22 protein-coding genes are annotated in these 23,691 nt (G+C 59.9%); 8 read left to right on the plus strand and 14 right to left on the minus strand.

Annotation, left to right across the window (positions count from 1 at the left end):
- Positions 1 to 66 precede the first annotated feature (66 nt).
- Both U5K31_13365 and U5K31_13370 read left to right on the plus strand, forming a co-directional pair.
- Entirely contained in the window at positions 67 to 3,564 is a 3,498-nt protein-coding gene (locus U5K31_13365) for a methylmalonyl-CoA mutase family protein (GenBank protein MDZ7773709.1), read from the plus strand.
- Between the two features lie 68 nt (positions 3,565 to 3,632).
- Positions 3,633 to 3,878, plus strand: a complete 246-nt coding sequence (locus U5K31_13370; protein MDZ7773710.1) for a DUF6364 family protein — start codon at positions 3,633 to 3,635, stop codon at positions 3,876 to 3,878.
- Positions 3,879 to 4,060: 182 nt separating this feature from the next.
- On the opposite strand, the gene U5K31_13375 is transcribed toward U5K31_13370, so the two are convergent.
- The 3 genes from U5K31_13375 to U5K31_13385 all read right to left on the minus strand — a co-directional run bounded on the left by U5K31_13375 (position 4,061) and on the right by U5K31_13385 (position 7,037).
- A complete protein-coding gene (locus U5K31_13375) occupies positions 4,061 to 4,957 on the minus strand; it encodes an endonuclease/exonuclease/phosphatase family protein (protein ID MDZ7773711.1) in 897 nt (298 codons plus the stop codon).
- Between the two features lie 2 nt (positions 4,958 to 4,959).
- Positions 4,960 to 5,340 carry a hypothetical protein gene (locus U5K31_13380; GenBank protein MDZ7773712.1) on the minus strand — a complete coding sequence of 127 codons (381 nt, stop codon included), beginning with the start codon at positions 5,338 to 5,340 and terminating at the stop codon, positions 4,960 to 4,962.
- 230 nt (positions 5,341 to 5,570) lie between these two features.
- The gene (locus tag U5K31_13385) at positions 5,571 to 7,037 is read right to left on the minus strand and encodes an MFS transporter (GenBank protein ID MDZ7773713.1); all 1,467 of its coding nucleotides are present in this window, start codon (positions 7,035 to 7,037) and stop codon (positions 5,571 to 5,573) included.
- Between the two features lie 184 nt (positions 7,038 to 7,221).
- On the opposite strand from U5K31_13385, the gene U5K31_13390 reads away from it, so the two are divergent.
- The 4 genes from U5K31_13390 to U5K31_13405 all read left to right on the plus strand — a co-directional run bounded on the left by U5K31_13390 (position 7,222) and on the right by U5K31_13405 (position 11,447).
- Positions 7,222 to 8,166 carry a sugar phosphate isomerase/epimerase family protein gene (locus tag U5K31_13390; GenBank protein ID MDZ7773714.1) on the plus strand — a complete coding sequence of 315 codons (945 nt, stop codon included), beginning with the start codon at positions 7,222 to 7,224 and terminating at the stop codon, positions 8,164 to 8,166.
- Positions 8,167 to 9,900, plus strand: a complete 1,734-nt coding sequence (locus tag U5K31_13395; GenBank protein ID MDZ7773715.1) for a GMC family oxidoreductase — start codon at positions 8,167 to 8,169, stop codon at positions 9,898 to 9,900.
- Between the two features lie 21 nt (positions 9,901 to 9,921).
- Complete coding sequence (locus U5K31_13400; GenBank protein ID MDZ7773716.1) at positions 9,922 to 10,656, plus strand: gluconate 2-dehydrogenase subunit 3 family protein; 735 nt, start codon at positions 9,922 to 9,924, stop codon at positions 10,654 to 10,656.
- A 131-nt stretch (positions 10,657 to 10,787) separates the two neighbouring features.
- Positions 10,788 to 11,447 (plus strand): DUF1080 domain-containing protein, encoded by a 660-nt coding sequence (locus U5K31_13405; protein MDZ7773717.1) that lies wholly within the window; start codon positions 10,788 to 10,790, stop codon positions 11,445 to 11,447.
- Positions 11,448 to 11,451: 4 nt separating this feature from the next.
- Here the strand turns inward: U5K31_13405 and U5K31_13410 are convergent, their stop codons facing one another.
- The 11 genes from U5K31_13410 to thrS form a co-directional block, all read right to left on the minus strand.
- Positions 11,452 to 12,138, minus strand: a complete 687-nt coding sequence (locus U5K31_13410) for a tetratricopeptide repeat protein (GenBank protein ID MDZ7773718.1) — start codon at positions 12,136 to 12,138, stop codon at positions 11,452 to 11,454.
- 78 nt (positions 12,139 to 12,216) lie between these two features.
- Entirely contained in the window at positions 12,217 to 12,903 is a 687-nt protein-coding gene (locus U5K31_13415; protein ID MDZ7773719.1) for an ABC transporter ATP-binding protein, read from the minus strand.
- On the minus strand, positions 12,896 to 13,777 hold the full coding sequence (locus tag U5K31_13420) for a TIGR00282 family metallophosphoesterase (GenBank protein ID MDZ7773720.1): 882 nt from the start codon (positions 13,775 to 13,777) through the stop codon (positions 12,896 to 12,898). Before U5K31_13420 ends, U5K31_13415 begins: the two co-directional genes overlap by 8 nt.
- Positions 13,778 to 13,855: 78 nt before the next feature.
- The gene (locus tag U5K31_13425) at positions 13,856 to 14,155 is read right to left on the minus strand and encodes a cell division protein ZapA (GenBank protein ID MDZ7773721.1); all 300 of its coding nucleotides are present in this window, start codon (positions 14,153 to 14,155) and stop codon (positions 13,856 to 13,858) included.
- Positions 14,152 to 14,415, minus strand: coding sequence for a hypothetical protein (locus U5K31_13430; protein MDZ7773722.1), 264 nt, complete (start codon positions 14,413 to 14,415; stop codon positions 14,152 to 14,154). The genes U5K31_13425 and U5K31_13430 overlap by 4 nt, the downstream gene beginning before the upstream one ends.
- A gap of 8 nt (positions 14,416 to 14,423) precedes the next feature.
- On the minus strand, positions 14,424 to 16,835 hold the full coding sequence (gene pheT / locus U5K31_13435) for a phenylalanine--tRNA ligase subunit beta (protein MDZ7773723.1): 2,412 nt from the start codon (positions 16,833 to 16,835) through the stop codon (positions 14,424 to 14,426).
- A 19-nt stretch (positions 16,836 to 16,854) separates the two neighbouring features.
- Positions 16,855 to 17,859: a phenylalanine--tRNA ligase subunit alpha gene (pheS, locus tag U5K31_13440; GenBank protein MDZ7773724.1), complete on the minus strand. Its 1,005-nt coding sequence runs from the start codon at positions 17,857 to 17,859 to the stop codon at positions 16,855 to 16,857.
- 144 nt (positions 17,860 to 18,003) lie between these two features.
- Positions 18,004 to 18,351, minus strand: coding sequence for a 50S ribosomal protein L20 (rplT, locus tag U5K31_13445; GenBank protein MDZ7773725.1), 348 nt, complete (start codon positions 18,349 to 18,351; stop codon positions 18,004 to 18,006).
- Between the two features lie 29 nt (positions 18,352 to 18,380).
- On the minus strand, positions 18,381 to 18,578 hold the full coding sequence (gene rpmI, locus U5K31_13450; GenBank protein ID MDZ7773726.1) for a 50S ribosomal protein L35: 198 nt from the start codon (positions 18,576 to 18,578) through the stop codon (positions 18,381 to 18,383).
- A gap of 116 nt (positions 18,579 to 18,694) precedes the next feature.
- Entirely contained in the window at positions 18,695 to 19,243 is a 549-nt protein-coding gene (gene infC, locus U5K31_13455) for a translation initiation factor IF-3 (protein ID MDZ7773727.1), read from the minus strand.
- A gap of 26 nt (positions 19,244 to 19,269) precedes the next feature.
- On the minus strand, positions 19,270 to 21,222 hold the full coding sequence (gene thrS, locus U5K31_13460; GenBank protein MDZ7773728.1) for a threonine--tRNA ligase: 1,953 nt from the start codon (positions 21,220 to 21,222) through the stop codon (positions 19,270 to 19,272).
- A 278-nt stretch (positions 21,223 to 21,500) separates the two neighbouring features.
- On the opposite strand from thrS, the gene U5K31_13465 reads away from it, so the two are divergent.
- Positions 21,501 to 23,201 (plus strand): PAS domain S-box protein, encoded by a 1,701-nt coding sequence (locus U5K31_13465; protein ID MDZ7773729.1) that lies wholly within the window; start codon positions 21,501 to 21,503, stop codon positions 23,199 to 23,201.
- On the plus strand, positions 23,198 to 23,617 hold the full coding sequence (locus U5K31_13470) for a histidine kinase dimerization/phosphoacceptor domain -containing protein (GenBank protein MDZ7773730.1): 420 nt from the start codon (positions 23,198 to 23,200) through the stop codon (positions 23,615 to 23,617). Before U5K31_13465 ends, U5K31_13470 begins: the two co-directional genes overlap by 4 nt.
- Positions 23,618 to 23,691: the final 74 nt, after the last annotated feature.

Raw genomic sequence — 23,691 nt, forward strand, 5'->3', positions numbered from 1 at the left:
CTTTTTCCTTATCTTTGGCTTATAGCCTGAACTTCGCGAACCAGCCCGCATTCAACGCGTAAATCCATGTCTGACGAGACCACCACGGCCCCCTCCAGAGAGCAGAACAACAAGGCCGCCGACCGGTCGGACGAAGACCGTCCCCGGGAACCCTACGAGGCCACGAATAACATTCGCTTTGTGACGGCCGCCAGCCTGTTCGACGGGCACGACGCCAGCATCAACATCATGCGGCGTATCTTGCAGAGCAGCGGCGCGGAGGTCATACACCTGGGACACAACCGTTCGGTTCGCGAGATTGTGGAGTGCGCCATCCAGGAAGACGTGCAGGGCATTGCCGTGAGCTCCTACCAGGGCGGGCATATGGAGTATTTTACCTATATGGTGGACCTGCTGGAGGAGTTGGGCGCCTCCCACATCAAGGTGTTCGGCGGGGGAGGGGGCGTGATCGTGCAGGATGAGATCGACGAGCTGCACGACTACGGCGTGACCCGCATCTTTTCGGTGGAGGACGGCAGCACCATGGGGCTGCAGGGAATGATCAACCACATGCTGGAGCAGTGCGACTTCGACACCACCGAAGTGGAGGAGGTGAACCCGCAGAAAATCCTGCAGCGCGACACCGTCACACTGGCGCGCTGCATCACGGCCCTGGAAAACGACCGCAGCGATATACTTCGCCTGGAGGACGACGGCCTGGTCGACGGAAAGGGCAATCGCATCGAGTCGCGCAAAAACGGCCATCCCATCCCCCTGATCGGCATTACGGGCACCGGGGGCGCCGGCAAGAGTTCTCTCACCGACGAGCTGGTACGGCGTTTTCTGATGGAATTTGATGACCTGAACATCGGCATCATCTCCATCGACCCCTCCAAGGTGCGTACCGGCGGGGCGCTGCTGGGCGACCGCATCCGCATGAACAGTCTCGACCCCGAACGGGTCTATATGCGCAGCCTGGCCACCCGCGCCACCAACCGCACCACCAGCCGTGCCGTGAAGGGGGCCATCGAGGTCTGCCGCACGGCCGGATTCGACCTGGTGATTATCGAGACCAGCGGCATCGGGCAGAGCGACACCGAGATCGTGGATGTCTGCGACCTTCCCCTCTACGTGATGACCAGCGAGTACGGGGCCGCCACGCAGCTTGAGAAGATCAACATGCTCGACCTGGCCGAGATGGTGGTGCTGAACAAGTTCGAGAAAAAGGGATCGCAGGACGCCCTGCGCGACGTGCGCAAGCAGATGAAGCGCAACCGCGGGGCATGGGACCTGAAGGCCGAACAGATGCCGGTCTATCCCACCATCGCCGCCCAGTTCAACGACGAGGGCGTGAATCGACTGTTCAAGGCGCTGGTGGACCGCATCAACGAGCGCTACAGCCTCAGCTGGGAGACCGCCCTCCACACCCGTCCCGAGCCCGCCGAGGACATCCAGGGACAGTCCATTATTCCCGGCAAGCGCGTGCGGTACCTCTCCGAGATCTCCGAAACGCTCCGCGACTACCACGCCTGGGCCGAAGAGCAGGCCGAAATTGCGGCGAAGCTGGAGCAGGTCACCGGCACCCGTGAGCAGGTGCAGGAATGGGATCCGGACGGCCGCGAGGCATTTACAGACAAGCTGGAGGAGATGCGCGATCACTGGCGCAGCCGGCTGGACCGCCGCTGCCGCAAGATCCTGGAGGACTGGGATGAGCTCTACGAGCGCTACCGCCGGGAGACGGTGGAGGTGCAGGTGCGCGACCGCACCTTCGAGAACGAAATGTACCGCGAATCGCTCAGCGGCACGAAGATTCCACGCGTGGCCCTGCCCAAAACCGAGCGGCTCGACGAGCGCCTTACATTCGCCCTCAAGGAGAACCTGCCGGGCTATTACCCCTTCACTGCAGGCGTCTTCCATTTCAAGAGGGAGGGCGAGGACCCCACCCGCATGTTCGCCGGGGAGGGCACCCCCGAGCGGACCAACAAGCGGTTTCACTACCTGAGCGAGGGCATGCCGGCGGCCCGCCTGTCTACGGCCTTCGACTCGGTGACCCTCTACGGGGAGGACCCCGACCACCGGCCCGACATCTACGGCAAGGTGGGCAACTCGGGCGTGAGCATATGCACGCTGGACGACATGAAGAAGCTCTATTCGGGTTTCGAGCTTACCTCCCCCAAGACCTCCGTTTCCATGACCATCAACGGCCCTGCGCCGATGATCCTGGCTATGTTCATGAATACGGCCATCGACCAGGAGGTGGAGCGCCACCTGAGAGAGGAGGGCCAATGGGAGCAGGCCCAAAAGAATATCGAAAAGCACTTTGAGGAGCGCGGGACCGAACCGCCCTCCTACCACAGCGATCTGCCCGCTATCAGCGACGGTTTCGGGCTGGGACTTCTGGGCATTTCCGGTGACAGGCTGGTGGATGCCGAGACCTATGAAAAAATCAAGGAGAGAACCCTTAAGGTCGTGCGCGGCACGGTACAGGCCGATATACTGAAGGAGGACCAGGCCCAGAATACCTGCATCTTTTCCACGGAGTTTGCCCTCAAGATGATGGGCGACATCCAGGAGTATTTCACCGAACAGGAGGTGCGGAACTACTATTCGGTCTCCATCTCCGGCTACCACATCGCCGAGGCGGGAGCCAACCCCGTCACCCAGGCGGCTTTCACCCTGGCCAACGGATTCACTTACGTGGAGTATTACCTGTCACGGGGCTTGGATATCGACGAATTTGCCCATAACCTCTCCTTCTTTTTCAGCAACGGCCTCGACCCGGAGTATGCCGTCATAGGGCGTGTGGCCCGGCGCATCTGGGCTGTGGCCATGCGCGAGAAGTACGGGGCCAACGAGCGCTCCCAGAAGCTGAAATACCATATCCAGACCAGCGGACGCTCCCTGCACGCCAAGGAGATCCAGTTCAACGACATCCGCACCACGCTGCAGGCGCTGCTGGCGATCTACGATAACTGCAACTCTCTGCACACCAATGCCTACGACGAGGCGATCACGACACCCACGGAGGAGTCGGTGCGACGCGCCCTGGCCATACAGCTCATCATCAACAAGGAGATGGGCACGGCCATGAACGAAAACATCAACCAGGGCTCCTATTTCATCGAGGAGCTGACCGACCTGGTGGAGGAGGCCATCCTGAGCGAATTCGACCGCCTGACCGAACGGGGCGGCGTGCTGGGCGCCATGGAGAACATGTATCAGCGCGGCAAGATTCAGGACGAGAGCCTGCACTACGAGTCCCTCAAGCACAGCGGAGAGAAACCTATCGTCGGCGTGAACACCTTTCTGAAGGAGGACGAAGAGGAGGGGGACGACGGGCAGGAGAAGAAGGTGGACCTGATCCGGTCGACCACCGAAGAGAAGGAGCAGCAGATTGCCAGCCTGGAGGCATTTTGGAACCGAAACGAGCCGGATTCGAAGACGGCCCTCAAAAGCCTGAAGGAGACCGCCCGTCAGGGTGGCAACATCTTCGAAGAGCTTATGGAGACCGTCAAGGTGGCGTCACTGGGACAGATATCGGAAGCCCTCTATGAGGTGGGCGGGCAGTACCGGCGGAATATGTAAACCCGTATTTTATTTGTACTTGACGGGAACCTTGACGTATATTAAAGAAAAAATCATACGTCAAGCTTATGAAAAGCAAGTTGACGCTCCGAATGGAAGATTCGTTGATCAAGCGGGCGAAAAAGCGTGCCGCGGAGAGGGGAACTTCCGTTTCACAGATGGTAGCCGATTATTTCGCACTTATTGAATCCAAGTCTTCGCCGGGAAAATCGGATCTACCCCCCGTAACTTCTTCGTTTGCCGGAATTCTTAAAGACACGGAATTGGGAGAGGATGATTACAGAAGCCATCTCGAAGAGAAATACCTCAAATGAAGATTCTCTTCGATACGAATGTGTTCCTGGATGTTTTTCTAAAGCGGACGGATTTATCAAGGCCGACATCCCGGTATATGGCCCGGAAGATTTGTTGATAGCCATTGAGGCCCTGGAGAAGGGAGATTAATCCCGGTATTCTACGTTCCAGGTCATCCGCTGTCGCGGTTTATGCGGTTGGTCTAAAAGGAGAGATCCGCCACCACCGGCAGGTGGTCCGAGGGGTAGCGCCGGTCGCGGTAGGTGCTCAGAATGGCGTGCGAGCGTACGGTGACTTCCCCGTTTACGAAGATGTAGTCGATGCGCCGTGGATTTTCCGAGCCTCCAACCTCAAAACCCTCGAAGGTGAAGAGGGGACCCACGTGCGGCGTTTCGCTCTCCGTGAAGGCATCCCGCAGCCCGCCTCCGGTAAGCCGGTCGTAGGGCTCGCTGTCGGGTGTGGCGTTAAAATCGCCCGTCACCACGGCCGGAAGTCCTTCCGGGCCGGCCATCCGCTCCACCGTTTCGGCGATCAGGCGGGCGCTCCCGGCCCGGGCGGTGTCTCCCCGGTGGTCAAAGTGGGTGTTGAACACCATGATGCGGCGCCCGCTCTCCCGTTCGCGAAAGGTGCCGAAGGTCAGGATGCGGGGCAGGGCCGCGTCCCACCCGCGGCTGCCCGTTACGCCCGGCGTGAGGGAGAGCCAGAGAGTGCTGTCGCTGTCCTCTACCAGCTCAAAACGCGTGGAGTCGTAGAGAATGGCCGAATACTCACCGGCCTGTTCGCCGTCGTCGCGTCCCACCCCGATCCATGCCATCTCGGGGAGCTCCCCGTCGAGCCAGGCAAGCTGATGATGCAGGGCCTCCTGAACGCCCAGAAAGTGCGGTTCGTGGAGGCGGATCAGTCCCACAAGACGATCTCTGCGAAGCTCCCACCGGTTCACGCCGTCTCCGGGATTGTCGTAGCGAATGTTATAACTCATCAGGCGTGCCGGGACCTCCCCGTCAGGTGGTCCGGTTGCGCAGGAGGCGAGCAGCAGGGCAGCCAGGCAGATTCCGCCCAGGGTGAGGCAGCAGCGGGGGATGCGGAAGGGGAGACCCACGCTCAGGCCCGGATGTCGATCTCACGGGGGGCGTGAGCGCGCGGGACGTCGTTCATGGAGTCCCCGGCCGGGCAGCGGTCACGCACGAAGTTGAAAAGCGCAAGGGTGGTGAAGGCCCAAAGAGCGGCGTGCAGGGGAAAGGGGATGAAACTTACCCCGAAGAGCAGAAACATGCCGCCCATGCAGCCGGCGGTCAGGATCAGCTCCTGCTTGAAATCGTCGGATTGGAAACGGATCTGCATGATCAGCAGGCCGCTGGTCACGTAGAAAATAAGCAGCACCATCCGTCCCGCCCGCTCCAGAGTGTTAAGATCGCCCCCGAAGCTGTCGATAAAAAATAGGCAGGCGAGCAGACTGATGAGTCCTGACAGTAATTTTTTCATAGGAACCTCCGTACCCGTAACGGGAGATGGAGGCCTGCTACGCGCGTGCAGCGCAAGACCTTCGCAGATCTGTATGTTGGCTCACATACCCGTAGCAAGCCATTGAAGCACGATGCTTCGACCCCAAATAAAGGAGATTGCCCTAGATGCGCAATTAGATTTTAGTTAAGTACCATAAAAAAATCTAATTATTGACCCACCATAGGGCCTCATAAGGGCGATGGGACGGTTCAGGCCGCATCTCTGCGCCTGTCGCGGTACCAGATGCCTCCAAAGATGAGCATGAGGACCAGCGATACCGGCGCAACCCAGCGGAAGGACATGCGTCCCCCGTAGTTATCGGCACGACCCAGGATTTCTTGAGCCCGGGACACCGTGGGATTGTCCACGCCCGTACTGACAATGGCGCGCAGGGCGTTGGCGGTTTCCAGGGGAGGGAGCTCCTGCGTGTTCTCGTCTATGCCCGCCAGGGCTTGCCCGGCCAGGTCCACCGCGTTCTGAATATCGTACTCGGTAATACCCTGGCGAAGGGCGAGGGAAGGAAATTCATCCACGGTCTGCTGCATCACGGCGCGCGTCTCCTGGAAGGGCATGCGGTCGGGAGCGTAGCTGTCTGCGATATCACCCATCAGGGGAGCGGTGACGAGTCCCACCACGGCCATGCCCATGCCGCCCATCAGTCCAAGTCCCAGCGCTCCCGTTCGGGGCACGCGTTCATTGACAAATCCAAGCATGGTGGGCCAGAAGTAGGTGACGCCCACGGCGAAGACGGTGGCTGAGAGGAAGGCCATAAGCGCGGTTTCGGCATAGCTGAGCCAGTAGAGGCCTATGCCCGACACCACCGAGGAAAAGAAGAGAATGCCGATGGGCGAGAGGCGGGTGACCGTATTTTTAGCGAAATAGCGCAGCACGGCCATCAGCCCGCTGATCCAGACGAGCACCAGAATGCCCGGTATGCCGCCCGCTTGCAGTACGGCTGGCACCCATCGGTTGGGTCCAAGTTCAATAGACGCCGTCAGTGCCATGCAGAAGAGCATGAGCAGAAAGATGGGGGAGGTAAAGGTGGCCTTGAACATCTCGCCCATGGATACGCCCGACTGCACCCCCTCGGTGTCGGGAAAGAGTCGGAAGAGCAGCATGTAGCCGTAGACGGCGGTGGGTACCAGGATGAGGGCCAGCTTCAGTTCCCAGGACCCTATACCCAGCTGGGTAAGAGCGTAGGCGGCGAGTCCCCCGATCACCGCCCCGCCTGGAAACCAGACATGGAACTGGTTCAGCTTGACCGTCTTGTCGTCGGGGTAGAGGGTGGCTACCAGCGGATTGCAGGCGGCCTCCACCAGCCCGTTGCCCATGGCAATGATGAGCGCCCCGGCGAAGAGCATGGTGAAGCCGGTGGCGAAGATCATGACCGCCACACCCGCCACATGTCCCAGGAAGGCAAGCCGCACCAGAAATCGCATGCCCAGATTGTCGCAGAGAGGGGCGAAAATGATGTTGGAGACGGCGAAACCCCAGAGGGCGGCGCCGCCGATGTAGCCCACCTGCAGGTTGGTGAGGACAAATTCCTCCTTGAGGGCGCCCATAACGTCGCCCACTGTGGCAAAGGCTACCGAGGTGGCGATCAGCGCGATACAGCTTCCTATGAATAGACTTCTGCGGTCGACATCCTCGTTGCCTACGTGCTGTCTGGTGGCCATGCCTAATGCTTTAGATTATTAGTTCAATCGAGAAAAAAAGAACACAAAGTAACGGTACTTGTCAACTGCGCCCCATTTATTTAACATTTTAACATTTAAGGTGCCGGAAAGTGGTCGGTAAGGGTGGAATTCTGCATGATTAATTTATTTATTGCGGAGGATGTCCACAGAGAACCAAGCAACATTGAAAGATCTCACCTCCCCCGGCCGCCCCATAAGCCGCAGGAATTTTATCTCGGCTCTGGGGTGGACGCTGGCCGGCGCCATGCTGACGCCTGCGTCCGCCTGCACGCCTGCTGCCCGCGAGCCCTTCTTTTCCATTTCCCTGGCCCAATGGTCGCTGCACCGCATGCTGCGATCCGGGGAGCTGGACAACCTGGCCTTTCCCGCCTACGCCCGCGAGAAGTTCGGCATTGACGCCGTGGAATATGTGAACCAGTTTTTTATCGACCGCGCGGAAGACATGGACTACCTCTCGGAGCTCCGCACCCGGGCCGGAGACGCCGGAGTCTCCAGCCAACTCATCATGTGTGATCTGGAGGGCCCGCTGGCCCATACCGATCCGGATGAGCGGCGGACCGCCGTCGAGAACCACTACAAATGGGTGGATGCGGCCGCCTACCTGGGCTGCCATTCCATACGGGTGAATGCCGCCGGGAACGGCAGCCGACAGGCTGTGGCCGACGCCGCCGTACAGGGACTCGGCGCCCTCACCGAATACGCCGCGGGGGCGAACATTAACGTGCTGGTGGAGAACCACGGGGGCTGGTCGTCCGACGGGGCCTGGCTGGCCGGGGTGATGGAGCAGGTAGGCCATCCCCGCTGCGGCACCCTCCCCGACTTCGGCAACTTTCGCATCAGCGCCGAAGAGCGTTACGACCGTTACCGGGGGGTGGAGGAGCTCATGCCCTACGCCCGCGCGGTAAGCGCCAAGAGTTACGACTTTGACGAGGAAGGCAACGAAACCACCATCGACTACCCGCGCATGCTGCGCATCATCCGCGATGCGGGCTACACCGGCCATATCGGCATCGAATACGAGGGGAGCAGGCTGAGTGAGACCGAGGGTATACGGGCCACCAAACAGCTTCTTATTAACGCAGAACAAGCCATAGGCGAGGAAGATTAGATGTATATCCAACAGGGTACCAAGGAATACGACGTGGCCATCGTGGGATCGGGCGCTGGAGGCGGCATGGCCGCCAAGGTGCTCGCCGAGTCGGGCGCCGATGTGGTGATGCTGGAGGCCGGCCCCTGGTTCGACTCCGAGGAGTTTGCCATGTTCAAATGGCCGTACGAGTCCCCGCGCCGCGGCGCCAGCATCCCCGAACAGGAGTTCGGGGAGTTCGACGCCTGCTACGGGGGCTTCAACCTGGAGGGTGAGCCCTACACCACCGCCCCGGGCACCAATTTCGCGTGGTTCCGCGCGCGCATGCTGGGGGGACGCACCAACCACTGGGGACGCATTTCCCTCCGCTTCGGGCCGGAGGACTTCAAGGCCCGAAGCGTGGACGGACACGGGGACGACTGGCCCATATCCTACGAGGATATCAAGCCCTACTACGACCGTCTGGACCGTGAGATCGGCATTTTTGGCACCAATGAGGGCATTTATAACGAGCCGGGCGGCATCTTCCAGCCTCCGCCCAAGCCGCGCTGCTATGAGCTGAAGGTGAAGGAGGCTTGCGACCGCATGGGCATTCCCTGCATCCCCTCGCGGCTCTCCATCCTGACCAAGCCCCTCAACGGGCGGGCCGCCTGCCACTACTGCAGCCAGTGCAACCGCAGTTGCTCCACCCACTCCAATTTCTCCACCCCCTCGGTGCTGCTGCCCCCGGCCCTGGAAACCGGCAACCTTGAGATCATCAACCACGCCATGGTGCGCGAGGTGCTCACCGACGGCAACGGACGCGCCACCGGCCTCTCCTACGTGCACAAGCCTGACAAGAAGGAGTACCAGGTGAAGGCGCGCATTGTGGTACTGGCCGCCAGCGCCTGCGAATCGGCCCGCCTGTTGCTCAACTCCAAGTCCGCGCAGCATCCCAACGGGCTGGCCAATTCAAGCGACACGGTGGGCAAGTACCTGATGGACTCTACGGGAACCTCCGTGGCGGGCATCTTTCCGCAGCTCTTCGATATGCCGGCACATAACGAGGACGGGGTGGGAGGCATGCACCTCTACATGCCCTGGTGGCTGCAGCAGGCCAACACCGACTTCCCCCGCGGCTACCATACGGAGATCTGGGGCGGCCGCGGCATGCCCAGCTACGGCTTCATGGGCGGCATCCAGAATTACAACGGCATGTTCGGCGACGGCGACGGCGGCGAGCGCGAGAAGGGCGGAGGGGGCTACGGACAGCAGCTCAAGGAGGACTACCGGCGCTTTTACGGCTCGGTCATCGGCTTCAGCGGCCGGGGTGAGTCCATCGCCTATGAGGATAACTACTGCGAAATCGATCCCGATACGGTGGACCAGTGGGGTATTCCCGTGCTGCGTTTCCACTACAACTGGAGCGAGGAGGAGTACAAACAGGTGCGCCACATGCAGCTGACCTATCGCGAACTCATCGAGGAGATGGGTGGAACCATCCTGGGAGGCGATATGCCCTCGCGGGAGCAGGGCTACGGCATCACGGCCCCGGGACAGATCATCCACGAGGTGGGAGTCACCCGCATGGGCGAGGATCCCTCCAGCTCGGTGGTCAACGAGTACGGCCAGGCCCACGACGTGGACAACCTCTTTGTGGTGGACGGGGGACCCTTCGTCTCCCAGCCGCACAAGAACCCGACCTGGACCATCCTGGCCCTCTCGATGCGGGCCTCAGAGTATATGGTCGAACAGCGCAACCAGGGAAACCTTTAACAGCCTATAAGGCACGACATTATGGAAGACAAGCCTAGGGAAGAGCGACACCACAGCCGGGGAAACAGCAGCACAAATGCCCGCAGGAGCGGAGCATCCGGCGGCAGGGGAGGCGCAGACCGTACGTCCGGCGCCGGAGGCAGCACCTTTACGCGCCGGGAAGCCCTTAAGACCCTCACCCTCGCCTCCTTTGCGACGGTGGGACTCACCATGACCGGCTGCCAGAACTCTCCGGAAAATCCCGCCAATAACCCCTTCGGAGAGGGGGTCTCGCCGGAGGACCTGGAGATGTGGAACCGCTCCTTTTTTACCGAGCACGAATTCGAAACTGTGCGCCAGCTCACCAATATGATCATTCCCGCCGACGAGCGCTCCGGCAACGCCGAGGAGGCGGGGGTGCCTGAGTTCATCGATTTCATGATGCTCGACCGCCCGGGCAACCAGACGCCCATACGCGGGGGACTCAACTGGCTGGACGCGCAGTGCCGCAAGCAGTTCGGCGGCAATTTCGTCGACTGCACGGAGGAGCAGAAACACGCCATGCTCGAACAGATTGCCTGGCCGGAGGACGCCGAGCCCGGCATGGAGCCCGGGGTACGCTTCTTCAACCGCATGCGCGACCTGACCGCCAGCGGCTTCTGGTCGTCGGAAACGGGCATCGACGACATCGGCTACATCGGCAACATGGCCACCAGCTGGGACGGCTGCAGCGATGAGGCCTGCGAGCACGTGGGCGTCAGCTACGAGGAGAGCTGAAGCGGACGGCCTGGCCTCACCTTCGGGGCGACCTGAAACTTTACAAAATAACGTACATTCACGGCATTCCGACCACCATGAGATACAAGCTTTTACTACCCCTGATGATCCTAACGCTAAGCACCTGCACCATGGGATACGGACAGGAACACAACACCCTCACCGATGAGGAGCGCCAGGAGGGCTGGCAGCTGCTTTTTGACGGCTCCTCCAGCGAAGGCTGGCGGGGCTATAACGAGGAGAGCTTCCCCCAGCAGGGCTGGACCACCGACGGCATGCTCACCATCCATCCCGGGGAGGGCGGCGGTGATATCATCACCACCGAGCAGTACGCTGACTTCGAACTGAAGCTGGAGTGGCGGGTGGAGGAGGCCGGAAATAGCGGGGTGTTCTACCACGCCATCGAGCAGCCCACGCAGCCCATCTACTGGTCAGCCCCCGAAATGCAGATCCTGGACAATGAAAACCATCCCGACGCCACGCGCGGGGAGGACGGCAACCGCATGGCCGGCTCCCTGTACGACCTTCTTCCTGCCCAGCCCCAGAACGCCCATCCGCACGGGGAGTGGAACAGCGCGCGCATCGTGATCAAAGGTTCCCTGGTGGAGCACTGGCAGAACGGGGAAAAAGTGTTGGAGTACGAGCGCTGGACCCCGGAGTGGTACGAGATGCTGCGCAACAGCAAGTTTGTGGACCATCCGGAGTTCGGGGACGCGCGTGAAGGCTACATCGGCCTGCAGGACCACGGCGATACCGTCAACTTCCGTAATATTAAGATACGGGAGCTGTAGCGGGTCAGCCGTCGGCCGCGAGCATGCCCAGGAAGCGCTCGGCCTGGGCGACCTGGCTGCTTTCGGGGTATTCGTCAATGATCATCTGGGCGTAGCGGCGCGCCTGCTCGGTATTGCCCGCGTCGCGATAAGCGTGGGCGGCCTCCATATAGTTGTAGGGAGTGGTGGATGAGTTGACTTCCCATTCCGCGGCGCGCACGTAAATGTCGGCGGCCTCGGAATGGTTGCCCAGCTCGGTCAGTATGACCGCGTGAAAGGAGAGGGGGGACACGCCCATGATGCCTTCCGGCACCTCGAAGCGCTGTATGTTGGAGAGGGCCTGCTGGTAGTTGCCCATGTTGAAGTGGCAGACGGCAGCGTAGTAGCGGGCCAGGTTGCCGGCGTCGGTGCCGCCGTAGTTGTTGATGATCTGCTCAAAGCCGACGGTGAACTGCGCTTCCGAGCCGGTGAGGGCCACCTGGTAGTTGCCCTGCAGGAATGCCGTTTCGGCGTTGGTCATCAGGTTGGCGGCCTGCCGCTCCTGTGACTGGTGGTAAAAGTAGTAGCCCACGCCCCCGCCCACGATGAGCAGGAAGGCAATGATGCCCCCGATGACGGCCGCCTTATTCTGCTGGTAGAAATACTGTACTTTTTCGTACGAATCCGCCAGGGGATCGCTTTCCAGTTGTTCCTTGGTTAATCTCTTCGACATGGTGCGTGTGCGGGTTCAGGCTGATTTTAGAGAGGCCAAAATTAGGATTCTTTTGAGTGATTACCAAAAGAAAGGCTTTCAGCTGAGGGTACCTTGGCTGAGCTCGTGCACCACATCGCAGCGGGCGGCGATCTCCTTTTCGTGGGTTATGAGCAGAATGCTCACGCCATCTTTATCGCGCAGCTCGAAAAGCATGGAGAGCAGGATCTCGGTGTTGCGCTCGTCCAGGTTGCCGGTGGGCTCGTCAGCCAGGATGAGGGCGGGATCGTTCATAAGGGCGCGGGCCATGGCTACGCGCTGCTGCTCACCGCCGGAGAGCTGGGTGGGCCGGTGTTCGGCGCGGCCGGGTATGCCAAAACGATCCAGCAGGGCCATGGCGCGATCACTTGCCTGACCGAAATCCTCATCGGCAATGAGTGCCGGCATCATCACGTTTTCAAGGGCGGTGAACTCCGGCAGGAGGTGATGAAATTGAAATACAAAGCCCAGCCTTCGGTTGCGGAAAGAGGCCAACTCGTCCTGACTCATGTCGTAGATGGCCCGCCCGTCCCAGTTCACCGTACCCGAATCGGGCCGGTCGAGTCCCCCGAGAATATGCAGCAGCGTGCTTTTGCCGCAGCCGCTGGAGCCCACCACCGAGGCCACCGAGCCGCGCGCAATGGAGATGGAGATCTTGTCCAGCACCAGCAGGTCCCCCCCGCCCGTCTTGCTGGGATAGGTCTTGGTGATGTCGGTACCGGTAAGGATCTCGTCGGGTTCAGCCATCGTCGCCGTCGTTGGAAGGGTCGTTGTTGCTGTCGACCTCCCCGGTACCGGGGTCGCCGGTGGAGGCGGACATCTCAAAAGGAGGGTAGATGATGGGTTCCACGTAGGTGCAGGAAGCACTTTGGGGATCCACCCGGGCCAGCAGGCCGCAGAGATGGTTGTTTCCGTCGGCCAGCTTGTAGCGGTGGGGTGTGCCCAGCTTGAAGCGTTTCAGGGAGGTCTCGGTGTCCATGCCCAGCACCGAATCGAAGGAGCCGGTCATGCCGGCGTCGGTGATGTAGCCCAGGCCTTTGGGAAAGATGCGTGCATCGTTGGTGGGCACGTGCGTGTGGGTGCCTACGAAAACCGAGGCGCGGCCGTCCAGGTGCCAGGCCATGGCCAGCTTTTCGGCCGTGGCCTCGGCGTGGAAATCCACAAAGACCATGTCGGTCTCTTCACTGATACGCTCCAGGGCCCAGTCGGCCGTGCCGAAGGGGTCGTCGATGTCCTGCATATAGGTGCGTCCCTGCAGGTTGAGCACACCGATTTTGTGATCGCGGCCGGGTACCTCGCGGACCACATAGCCGTAGCCCGGATTGCCGCGTGGATAGTTAAGGGGACGAAGGATGTTGGGGTCGGTCTTCATGTAGTCGAAGACCTTGTACTTGGCGAAGGAGTGGTTGCCGCCGGTGATTACATGGACCCCGAGGTCATAGAGTTTTTTTATGATCTGGCGGTTGATGCCCTTGCCCTTATGGGAGTTCTCTCCGTTGGCAACCACAAAGTCGGCCTCGTGCTTGTCGATGAGGGAGGGCAGGACGGTTTCCAGCAGACGGAGGCCCGGTTCGCCCACAATGTCGCCTACAAAAAGAATATTGAGGTGTTTACTAGACATCGAAAATGGTATTACATAAAAAAAGCCTCGAGAGGAGGCGGACAAGGTACGAAAAAGAGACCGGGTTTCGGAACGGGTCTACGCTTCCGCCTCGATTTCATCCACGAATTTTTCCAGGGCGCTGTTGACGTTTTTCAGCACCTTGTCTTCCTGCTGGTTCAGCTCGCGGTTGCGACGGCGCTCCTCGAAAAGCTCTTCGGCGATGCTCAGGGCGGCCAGCACCATAACGGTGGTTTCGGGCTGCTTGCTAAGCTCCTTCTTGTACTGCTTGAACTTCTCGTCCACGTACTGGGAGATGCGGATCATGGCCTCCACCTCCGAGTCTTCCACCTTGAGGGGATACTGTTTTCCGAGGATGGTAATCTTGATCGACTTCATTCTTCGCCCTCCTCGTCCAGGTGTTGGTCGATTTTGGAGATGAGTCCCAGCACCTGGTGGTGCATGGACATACGTTCGGTCTCGTCTAGGGCGGCAAAGATGTCGGGATCGCGGTGCTCGCGGTTGTCCAGTTCGTCCCGGAGCTCCTGGTTCTCCTCCTCCAGCTCGCCTATACGTTCCCGTAGGCCGGTCACCTCCCCGCGAATCTTCTCCAGCAGGGCGTGGAAGCGTTCCTGGTATGGGTTGTCGTCGGTCAGCAAGCGGCCTCCTAGGATCGCAGTTGGGCTGAAAACCTTGTCTCCAGCTCTTTAAGCACTTTATTGATTATAGGCTCTACGTCTTTGATAGTCAACGTTTTATTTTCGTCGACGAAGTTCAGGCGGAAGGCCAGGCTCTTGTTCTCCTCGCCGATGGATTCCCCTTCAAAGACATCGAAGACCTGAAGGTCGCGCAGCGATTCACCGGCCTCCATGCGAATCACTTCCAGCAGGTCGCCCGCGGCCACGGAGGCATTCACCACTACGGCAAAATCGAACTCGAAGGGAGGGTAGATCGAGACGGGTCGGTAGGCGCTTTCGCCGGGCTTTGCGGCCCGTCGCGCCTCGTGGATGGCCTCCAGGGAGAATTCGGCGGCGAAACAGGGCCGTTCGATCTCGTAATCCGACAACAGGGCGGGGGCGATGCGGAAGAGGGTGCCCAGACGCTGCCCGCCGGACCGGTAGTGCAGGCGGTCGCCCGAATCCGCTTCGGCGGTCCACTGCGGCACGTCCATCTGGCGGAGCATGTGCTCCACGTCACCTTTCAGGTCGAAAAAGTCGTAGTGCTCGGGCTCGCTGTTCCAATGCTCGATGCTCTTCCAGCCTCCCAGTCCCATAAGAAGGTGCACCTCCTCGTCGACACCGGGGTACCAGGTGCCCTCTCCGCCGGAGAAGACGTGTCCCACTTCGAAAAAGCGTACGCTGTTGGCTTTGCGGTTGAAGTTGTAGGCGGCCGAGGTGAGAAAGCCGTAGAGCAGGGAGGGACGCAGGGTGGTCATGTCCTGCGATATGGGATTCAGCGTGTGGATCATCTCGTCCAGGTCGCCCAGTCTGCGGGCGTCGGCTTCCGGCATCAGGGAATTGGTGTAGATCTCGCGGTAGCGCAGGGCGCGGGCCACCTCGCTGGCTCGCGACTGCAGCTTCTCCCATTCGCTGAGGGGCTGCGGGGGGGTGATGCGGATGTGGGAGGGAGGCTCGATGTTGTTGTAGTCGTAGAGGCGTCCAACCTCCTCCACCAGGTCTACTTCGCGTTCCAGGTCGGGCCGCCAGGAGGGTACGCGGCAGGTGAGGCTGCCGGGGTCTCCGGCCGATATCTGAAGCCCCAGTCCGTCAAGAATTTCGCTGATCTCCTCCGTGCCGAATCCGGTGCCCAGCAGGCGGTTTACGTAGGAGGCGCGCAGGGTGATCTCCCGGTGTTCGTGGGGCACGGGGTGCACGTCGCTGCAGCCCCCGGAGACTTTTCCCCCGGAAATATCTGCGATGAGCGCGGCTGCGCGCTCGGCGGCGGCCCGTTGCAGGTTGGGGTCCACGCCCCGCTCGAAGCGGTAGGAGGCATCCGTCTGCAGGTTCTGCTCCTTGGCGGTGCGGCGGATGGTGCCCGGCTCGAACCAGGCGCTCTCGATCAGAAGTTCGGTGGTGCCTTCGGAGACCTCCGAGTCCACCCCGCCCATGACGCCTGCGATGGCTACCGGAGCTTCGCCGTCGCAGATGAAGAGGGTGCCGGGGGCGCAGTTGCGCTTGACGTGGTCGAGCGTTTCAAAAGTGACCGCCTCCTCGTAATCGCGCACCACGATGGCGTCGCCGCGCAGCTGCCCGCGGTCAAAGGCGTGCAGGGGCTGGCCGGTCTCGAGCATCACCCAGTTGGTGGCGTCCACCACGTTGTTCACCGGACGCACGCCCAGGGCAAGCAGGCGGTTCTTCAGCCAGGCCGGAGACTCGCCGACGGTCACGCCGCTGACCGCCTTTCCCACGTAGCGGTGGCATTTTTCAGGATTTTTAATAGAGATGTCGAACTTCTCCAGCGGCTCCGCTTCGCTGAAATCCGCCGCGTAGGGGAGCTCGAAATCAAGGTCCAGGGCCGCTGCCAGGTCCCGTGCCACGCCGACGTGGCTGGTGGCGTCGGGCCGGTTGGGCGTGATGGCGATGTCGATGACGGTGTCGGTGTAGAGGTCAAGCACCTCCCTCAGGGGCGTGCCCGGGGCAGCCGAGGTGTCGAGCACCATGATGCCCTCGTGACCCGTTCCCAGTCCCAGTTCGTCCTCCGCGCAGATCATGCCCTCGGAGGACTCCCCGCGAATTTTGGCCTTTCGGATGGTGAGGTACTCCCCCTTTTCGTCGGTCACGGGGAGGGTGGTGCCAACGGTGGCCACGGGCACGGCCTGTCCGGCTGCCACGTTGTCGGCTCCGCAGATAATCTGCCGGGGCTCGCCGGCGCCGGCGTCCACCCGGCAGATGCGCAGGCGGTCGGCATTGGGATGATCGCGCACCTCCTCCACCTTGCCGACCACCACGCCCTCCAGGGAAGTGCCGTAGGGACGCACCTCCTCCACCTCCAGTCCGATGAGGGTCAGCTTCTCGGCCGTCTCCTCCGGCGAAAGGGACAGATCGATCAGTTCGGTGAGCCAGTTGTAGGATAGGTTCATGCGAAACGGAAGCTTAAACTCAGTGAAATTGCTCGAGGAAACGCTGGTCGTTGTTATAGAAGACGCGGATGTCCTCTATGCCGTGGCGCAGAATGGCGATGCGTTCCACACCCATGCCCCAAGCGTAGCCGGTATAGGTTTTGGAATCGACGCCCGCGGCATCGAAGACGTTGGGATCGACCATGCCGGCGCCCAGGATCTCAAGCCACCGTCCCCCCTCGTCGGTCTCCCACCAGATGTCCATCTCCAGGCTGGGTTCGGTGAAGGGGAAGAAGCCGGGACGCAGGCGGTAGCGAACATCGCTGCCAAACATGAGCCTGGCGAAGGTGATGAGGGTCTCCTTCAGCTCGGCCACCGACACGTCGGTGTCTACATAGAGCGCCTCCACCTGGTGGAAAAGGAAATAGGATTTTGGAGTGACGGCCTCGTTGCGGTAGACCCGCCCGGGGATGATGGCGCGTATGGGCGGCTCCTGCTCCTGCATCAGACGTATCTGCACGGGGGAGGTGTGGGTGCGCAGCACCAGGTCCTCCGCCTCGCCCTCCCCACGGCGTATAAAAAAAGTATCCTGCTCATCGCGGGCCGGATGGTTGGGCGGGAAGTTAAGCGCCGTGAAGTTGTGGAAATCGTCTTCGATCTCCGGTCCGTCCGCAATGTCAAAGCCCAGGCGGTAGAAGATGCGCTTCATCTCCTCCAAGGTCTTGGTGAGAGGATGCCAGGAGCCGGCCGGAGAGGGAGGAGGGGGCAGGGTCAGGTCGTCCGTCGCCGATGCCGAGGAGGTTTCGCCGCGCTGCAGGGCAGCCTTGGCCTCTTCGAAGGTCTCCTCGGCCAGGTTCTTGACGCGGTTCATGGCCTTGCCCACCTCGGCGCGGTCTTCCTTGGGCACCTCGCCCATGTGCCCGAACATGGCCTGCACCTTGCCCTTGCGGGAGAGAAATTCCAGGCGGAAGGCTTCCAGTTCGTCTTCGTTGTCTATGGTACGTTCCCTGATCTCCTCTTCCAGGGATCGGATGTCGGATAGCATGTACGTGCGGGGATCTGGTGCGGGTGCCTGCGGGGTAAATAAAGGCGAAAACTATTTAATTCCCCCGTGCGCATCAATAAAAAAACCGATTCCCTCCCGGCGCGGGCCGGTAGTGGAATCGGTCCTTGAAAAAGGAGATGCGGATCAGCTTTCGACCTCTTCCACGAGCGCGGTAAAGGTCTCGGGATCGCGGACGGCAATGTCCGCCAGCATTTTCCGGTTGATCTGGATGTCGTTTTTGTTGAAGGCTCCCATCAACCTGGAATAGGTCGAGCCGTTCTGACGGGCTGCGGCGTTGATGCGTGTGATCCACAGTTTGCGGAATTCACGTTTGCGAACCTTGCGGTCTCGGTACTGGTATAGCAGTCCCTTCTCGACCGCGTTCTTCGCGATGGTGTACACATTCTTGCGTTTGCCCCAGTAACCTTTCGCCTGCTGGAGTATCTTGCGGCGACGGCGACGGGAAGCCACATTGTTGGTGGAACGTGGCATTTTGTCTGTGTTAGGAGGTTAGTATTGGCTTACTTGTACGGAATCATCTGTTCGACGGACTTCTTGTTGGTTTTGTCAACAAGAGTGTCCTGGCCGAGTTTGCGTTTCCGCTTGCTGCGTTTCTTGGTGAGGATGTGACGCTTGCCGGCTTTTTTGCGTTTGATCTTGCCGGAGCCGGTTTTCTTGAAGCGCTTCTTGGCCCCACTGTTGGATTTCATCTTAGGCATAATAGGATCACCTATAAGGTATTTCTGTTGGCGATTGCCGTTCAGAACCGCAAGATAGGGAACTTTCCCGGCAGAGTAAACAGCCGGGGCGGGTTTTTACGAGGTACGCGGAGACTTCAGCCGCCCTTCTTGTTGGGGGAGAGCATCATGATCATGCGTCGGCCCTCCAGATTGGGCTGAGACTCGATCTCGCTGATGTCGGAGAGTTCCTCGGCCAAGTCCACCAATACCTTCTTTCCCCGATCAGTGTGGAGCATGTCGCGGCCGCGAAATTGCACGGTAGCCTTAACCTTGTCGCCGCTCTCCAGGAACTCCCGGGCGTGGCGGGTCTTGAACTCAAGGTCGTGGTCGTCGGTGTTGGGCCGGAAACGGAGCTCCTTGACCTGGACGGTGTGCTGCTTCTTCTTGGCCTCCTTCTCCTTCTTTTTCCTTTCGTACATGTACTTTCCAAAGTCGATCACCTTGCAGACAGGCGGCCGTGCGTTGGATGCGACTTCAACAAGGTCGAGATCGAAGGACTGCGCGATCTCAATGGCGCGGTCGATATCCACGATCTCGTGCTCCTCATCAGGTTTGATGACCCTCACTTTTGAATGTCGTATTTCGTCATTGACGTTGGGGCGGTCATCGTGGCCCCGGGGACGTGGTCTTCTGCTTCTGGCGATAGTTACCTCTGTACTTAAATTAGGGATTATTCGTCGTCGTGACTCGGATTGGTTTTCTGTTCGATCTCCGTAGTGAGATTAGAAATAAATTCAGAAAATTCAAAGGTGCCGATGTCGCCCTCGCGATGTCGGCGGATCGACACGGTGCCTTCGTTCTGCTCCTCGTCGCCCACTATTAACATATATGGAATCTTGCTCGTTTCAGCTTCCCGAATTTTTCCGCCCAGTTTTTCGCTCCGGTCGTCGAGCTCCACGCGGATGCCGCGTTTGGCCAGGGCTCCATGCAGGTATTCGGCGTAGGGATTGATATCATCGGAGATGGGCAGGATAGCCACCTGGACGGGGGCCAGCCACACGGGGAAGTCGCCCGCGAAATGCTCAATCAGGATACTCACGAAACGTTCCATGGATCCGAAGGGCGCGCGGTGTATGATTACCGGACGGTGCTTCTCGTTGTCGGAGCCCATATAGGTTAGGTCGAATCGCTCCGGCATCACGTAGTCCACCTGCACAGTGCCCAGCTGCCATTTTCGTCCGATGGCGTCGCGGATGATAAAATCGATTTTGGGACCGTAGAAGCTGGCCTCGCCTTTGGCTTCGAAGTAGTCCAGTTCCATACTTTCGGCCACCTCGCGGATGGACTGCTCGGCGCGGTCCCACATCTCCGCCTCACCGGCATACTTGCCGGCGTCCGCCGGGTCGCGGAAGGAGAGGCGCGTCTTGACCGGCATGTCGAAGGTCTTGAAGACCAGCTGCGTCAGGTCGATGGCGTTGACAAGCTCGTCGTGCAGCTGAGCTTCGGTACAGTAGATGTGGGCGTCGTCCTGGGTGAAGCCGCGCACGCGTGACAGTCCGCTCAGCTCGCCCGACTGCTCGAAACGGTAGACCGATCCGAATTCCGCCAGGCGTATGGGCAGGTCGCGGTAGGAGCGCAGCTCCGAGGCGTAGATGCGGTGGTGGTGCGGGCAGTTCATGGGTTTGAGCATATACGGCTCGCCCTCTACCTCCATGGGCGGGTACTGCGAATCCTTGTAGTAGGGATAGTGCCCGCTGGTTTCGTAGAGCTTAATACTGCCGATATGGGGGGTGATAACTTCCTTGTAGCCACGCTTTAACAGCTCTTCCTTTAAGAAACTTTCAAGCTCCATGCGAAGGATGGTGCCCTTGGGCTTCCAGATCGGCAGGCCCTGGCCCACCATGGGATCCATCATAAACAGTCCCAGCTGTTTGCCCAACTTGCGGTGGTCGCGCTTTTTGGCCTCCTCCACCTGCTGCAGGTGCTCCTCCAGGAGTTTCTGCTTGGGAAAGCTGATGCCGTAGATGCGGGTGAGCTGCCTGCTGTCGACGTCCCCGCGCCAGTAGGCGCCGGATATGCCCGTGAGCTTGACGGCCTTGATGTCGCCCGTATGCGGGATGTGGGGGCCCTTGCAGAGGTCGGTAAATTCGCCCTGCTCGTAGAAGGTGATGGTGCCCTCCTCCAGCTCCTCGATTAGCTCCAGCTTGTAGGGGTTGCCGCGCTCTTCGTAGAAAGCGCGCGCCTCCTTCTTGCTTACCTTGCGGCGGATAAATTCCGATTTGTTGCGGGCCCGTTCGATCATCTTCTCCTCAATACGCTCGAAGTCGCCCTCGCCCACCTCGGTGTCGCCGAAGTCGATGTCGTAGTAAAAGCCGTTTTCGATGGGGGGACCGATGCCGAATTTGGCTTCCGGGTAGAGCTCCTGCACGGCCTCCGCCAGCAGATGGGCCGAAGAGTGCCAGAAGGCGTACTTCCCGTCTTCGGTATTCCAGGTGTTGATGGTGATCTCGCCGCCCTGTTCGAGGGGACGCGACAGATCGAGGACCTCATTGTCCAGGGTGATGCTGAGCGCCTCGCGGGCTAGTCCCTTGGAGATGGATTCGGCCACCTCGCGGCCTGTGGTTCCGCTGGGAAAGTCCTTGCTGCTGCCGTCGGGAAAGGTAATGGTAATCTGCTCTGCCATGCGGCCGGTTGCGTTGGTATGGAATACATTAAAATTGGAGCCCGTAAAAATATAAAAAATGAGGCAGAGCGACAGGACCAATTATAGGTTATCCCTTCATTTGTTATGGGACTTTATTATTATTAAATGGATCATCTCTCCTATAGTATTCTGAAGTACCTACGGATGACCTAAAGTCTCCACTTACGCGAAGGACGATAACCGCACAAGTGATTGGTTGAGCGGGCCTTTGAGCCCGCTGACGATGTAGGAGTATACAGGCAACGCAGCGGCTTTACATGAGCAACCGGCATTCCTTTTTTGACAGGCGTCCCCTGTTTGTACTAGATCACAAGACCCTGGACATTGTGGACGTCAACGAGTCGGCGGTCGAGCGCTATGGCTACAGCCGGGAGGAATTCCTGTCGATGAACGTCAACGATCTGGGCACCAAGCGCAAACGCACCGAGCTTGTCGGCGGATTGGAAGCGGACAATTCGGTAGACAAGATCTGGAAGCATTCCACCCGCTCCGGGGAGGAGTTCTACGTGCAGTTCACCTACCACGTGTTTAATCACCAGGGCAAACCCGTGAAGCTGGTCGTTGCCCACGAGGTAACGGAACTGGTGGAGGATGGCGAGCGGGACCGGCACAGGTTCCCGCAGGTGGACACCCACCGCGACAACGGTCCGCTGGCGGAAATCGAGTGGGATCCCGATAAGAAGGTGCGTACGTGGTCGGAGAAGGCGGAGGAGCTCTTCGGCTGGCGCGAGGAGGAGGTGGTGGGAGTGGAGGCCTTTTTCGACCGTTTTGTCCATGAGGAGGAGCTGGAGAAAGCCTACCAGGTGATCGACCAGCGCTATCTGACAGTCAGGAAGCCTGGCTACACCATCGAGGGAAGAGTGCGCACGAAGTCCGGCAAGATCCTCATCTGTGAGTGGTACAATTCGATGGTGTACGACGAGGTGGGCGAGCTGGTCTCGATCAACTCGCTGGTGCATGATATCTCCGATCGCAAGGAGTCGGAGTATCTTTTTCGCGCACTCTCCGAAGAGTCGCTGGTAGGCGTCTACCTTATACAGGACGGGATTTTCAAGTACGTGAACCCCAAACTCGCCTCCATTTTCCACTACAAGAAGGAGGACATTGAGAACAAGCTGAGTCCCATGGACCTGACCCATCTCGACGACCGGGAGACCGTCAAAACCAACATCCGGCGCCGCCTCAAGGGGGAGTCCAAGGCCCTGGAATATGACTTCCGCGGGGTGACGCGCGACGGGCAGATCATTCACGTAAACGTCTACGGAACGGCTATCACCTATTTTGGCAAGCCTGCCATCATTGGCACTCTGCTGGACATCACCGACACCAAGCTGGCCCTGCGCCGTTACCGGGCCAGCGTGGAGAGCTTCCAGGATCTGTTCGATTCCATCAGTGATGCCATCTATATCCAGAATCGCAATGGCAGGTTTATTGAGGTCAACCAGAGCGCCGTGGAGCTGAACGGCTATTCCAAGGAACGCCTCATCGGCAGCACGCCCGACTTCCTGGCCTCGGATCGGGTGGACCTGGACGAGGCCCACGACTACTTCCAGCAGGCCCTTGACGGGGAGGTCGTGGAGTTCACGCAGTGGGGCAAGCGCAAGAACGGGGAGGTCTTCCCGGAGAAGGTAATCCTGAGTCCGGGCACCTACTTCGGGGAGGAGGTGGTGATCGCCATCAGCCGGGACATCAGCGCGCAGCACGAGGTCGAGGAGCAGCTGCGCAAGAACGAGGAGCTCTTCCGACAGCTCTTCCAGAATTCGCCCATCGCTATCGCCATGATGGACGAAAACCAGGAGATCCGCCACGTCAACGAATCCTTCGTCGAGCTCTTCGGCTATTCCGCCGAGGAAGCCAGCGGCACCGACATCGACCGGCTCATTGTCCCGGATGAGGACCTACGAACAGGCGCAGCGAGCTGTCCCGCACCATTTTCCAGGGCGTTACTTCCAACATGACCGCACGCCGGATTACCAGGGAGGGTCGCATGGTGGACGTGCTCATCTACGGGGTGCCCGTCACCGTCAAGGGGGAAACCATCGCCATTTACGGCATGTATGTGGATATCACCGACCAGAAGCAGGCCGAGGCGAAGATCAAGAAATCCCTGCGCGAAAAAGAGGTGCTGCTGGCCGAGATCCACCATCGCGTGAAGAACAACCTGGCGGTTATCACGGGCCTGCTTGAGCTGCAGTCCTATAACGCCTCCTCGGAGGGGGCGCGGAACGTGCTCCAGGAAAGCCAGATGCGTATCAATTCCATCGCCCTCATCCACGAGAAAGCTCTATCAGAACGAAAATCTCTCGGAGATTTCCTTCGACGTCTACCTGAAGGAGCTCACCGACGCCATCGTCTCCTCCATGGAGACCAATGAAAAGGACATCGCCATCACCATCGACGCGGCTCCCATCCACCTGACCATCAACCAGGCCATTCCCACCGGACTCA

It is taken from the genome of Balneolaceae bacterium (assembly GCA_034521445.1).
In the GTDB taxonomy this organism is placed as follows: domain Bacteria; phylum Bacteroidota; class Rhodothermia; order Balneolales; family Balneolaceae; genus JAXHMM01.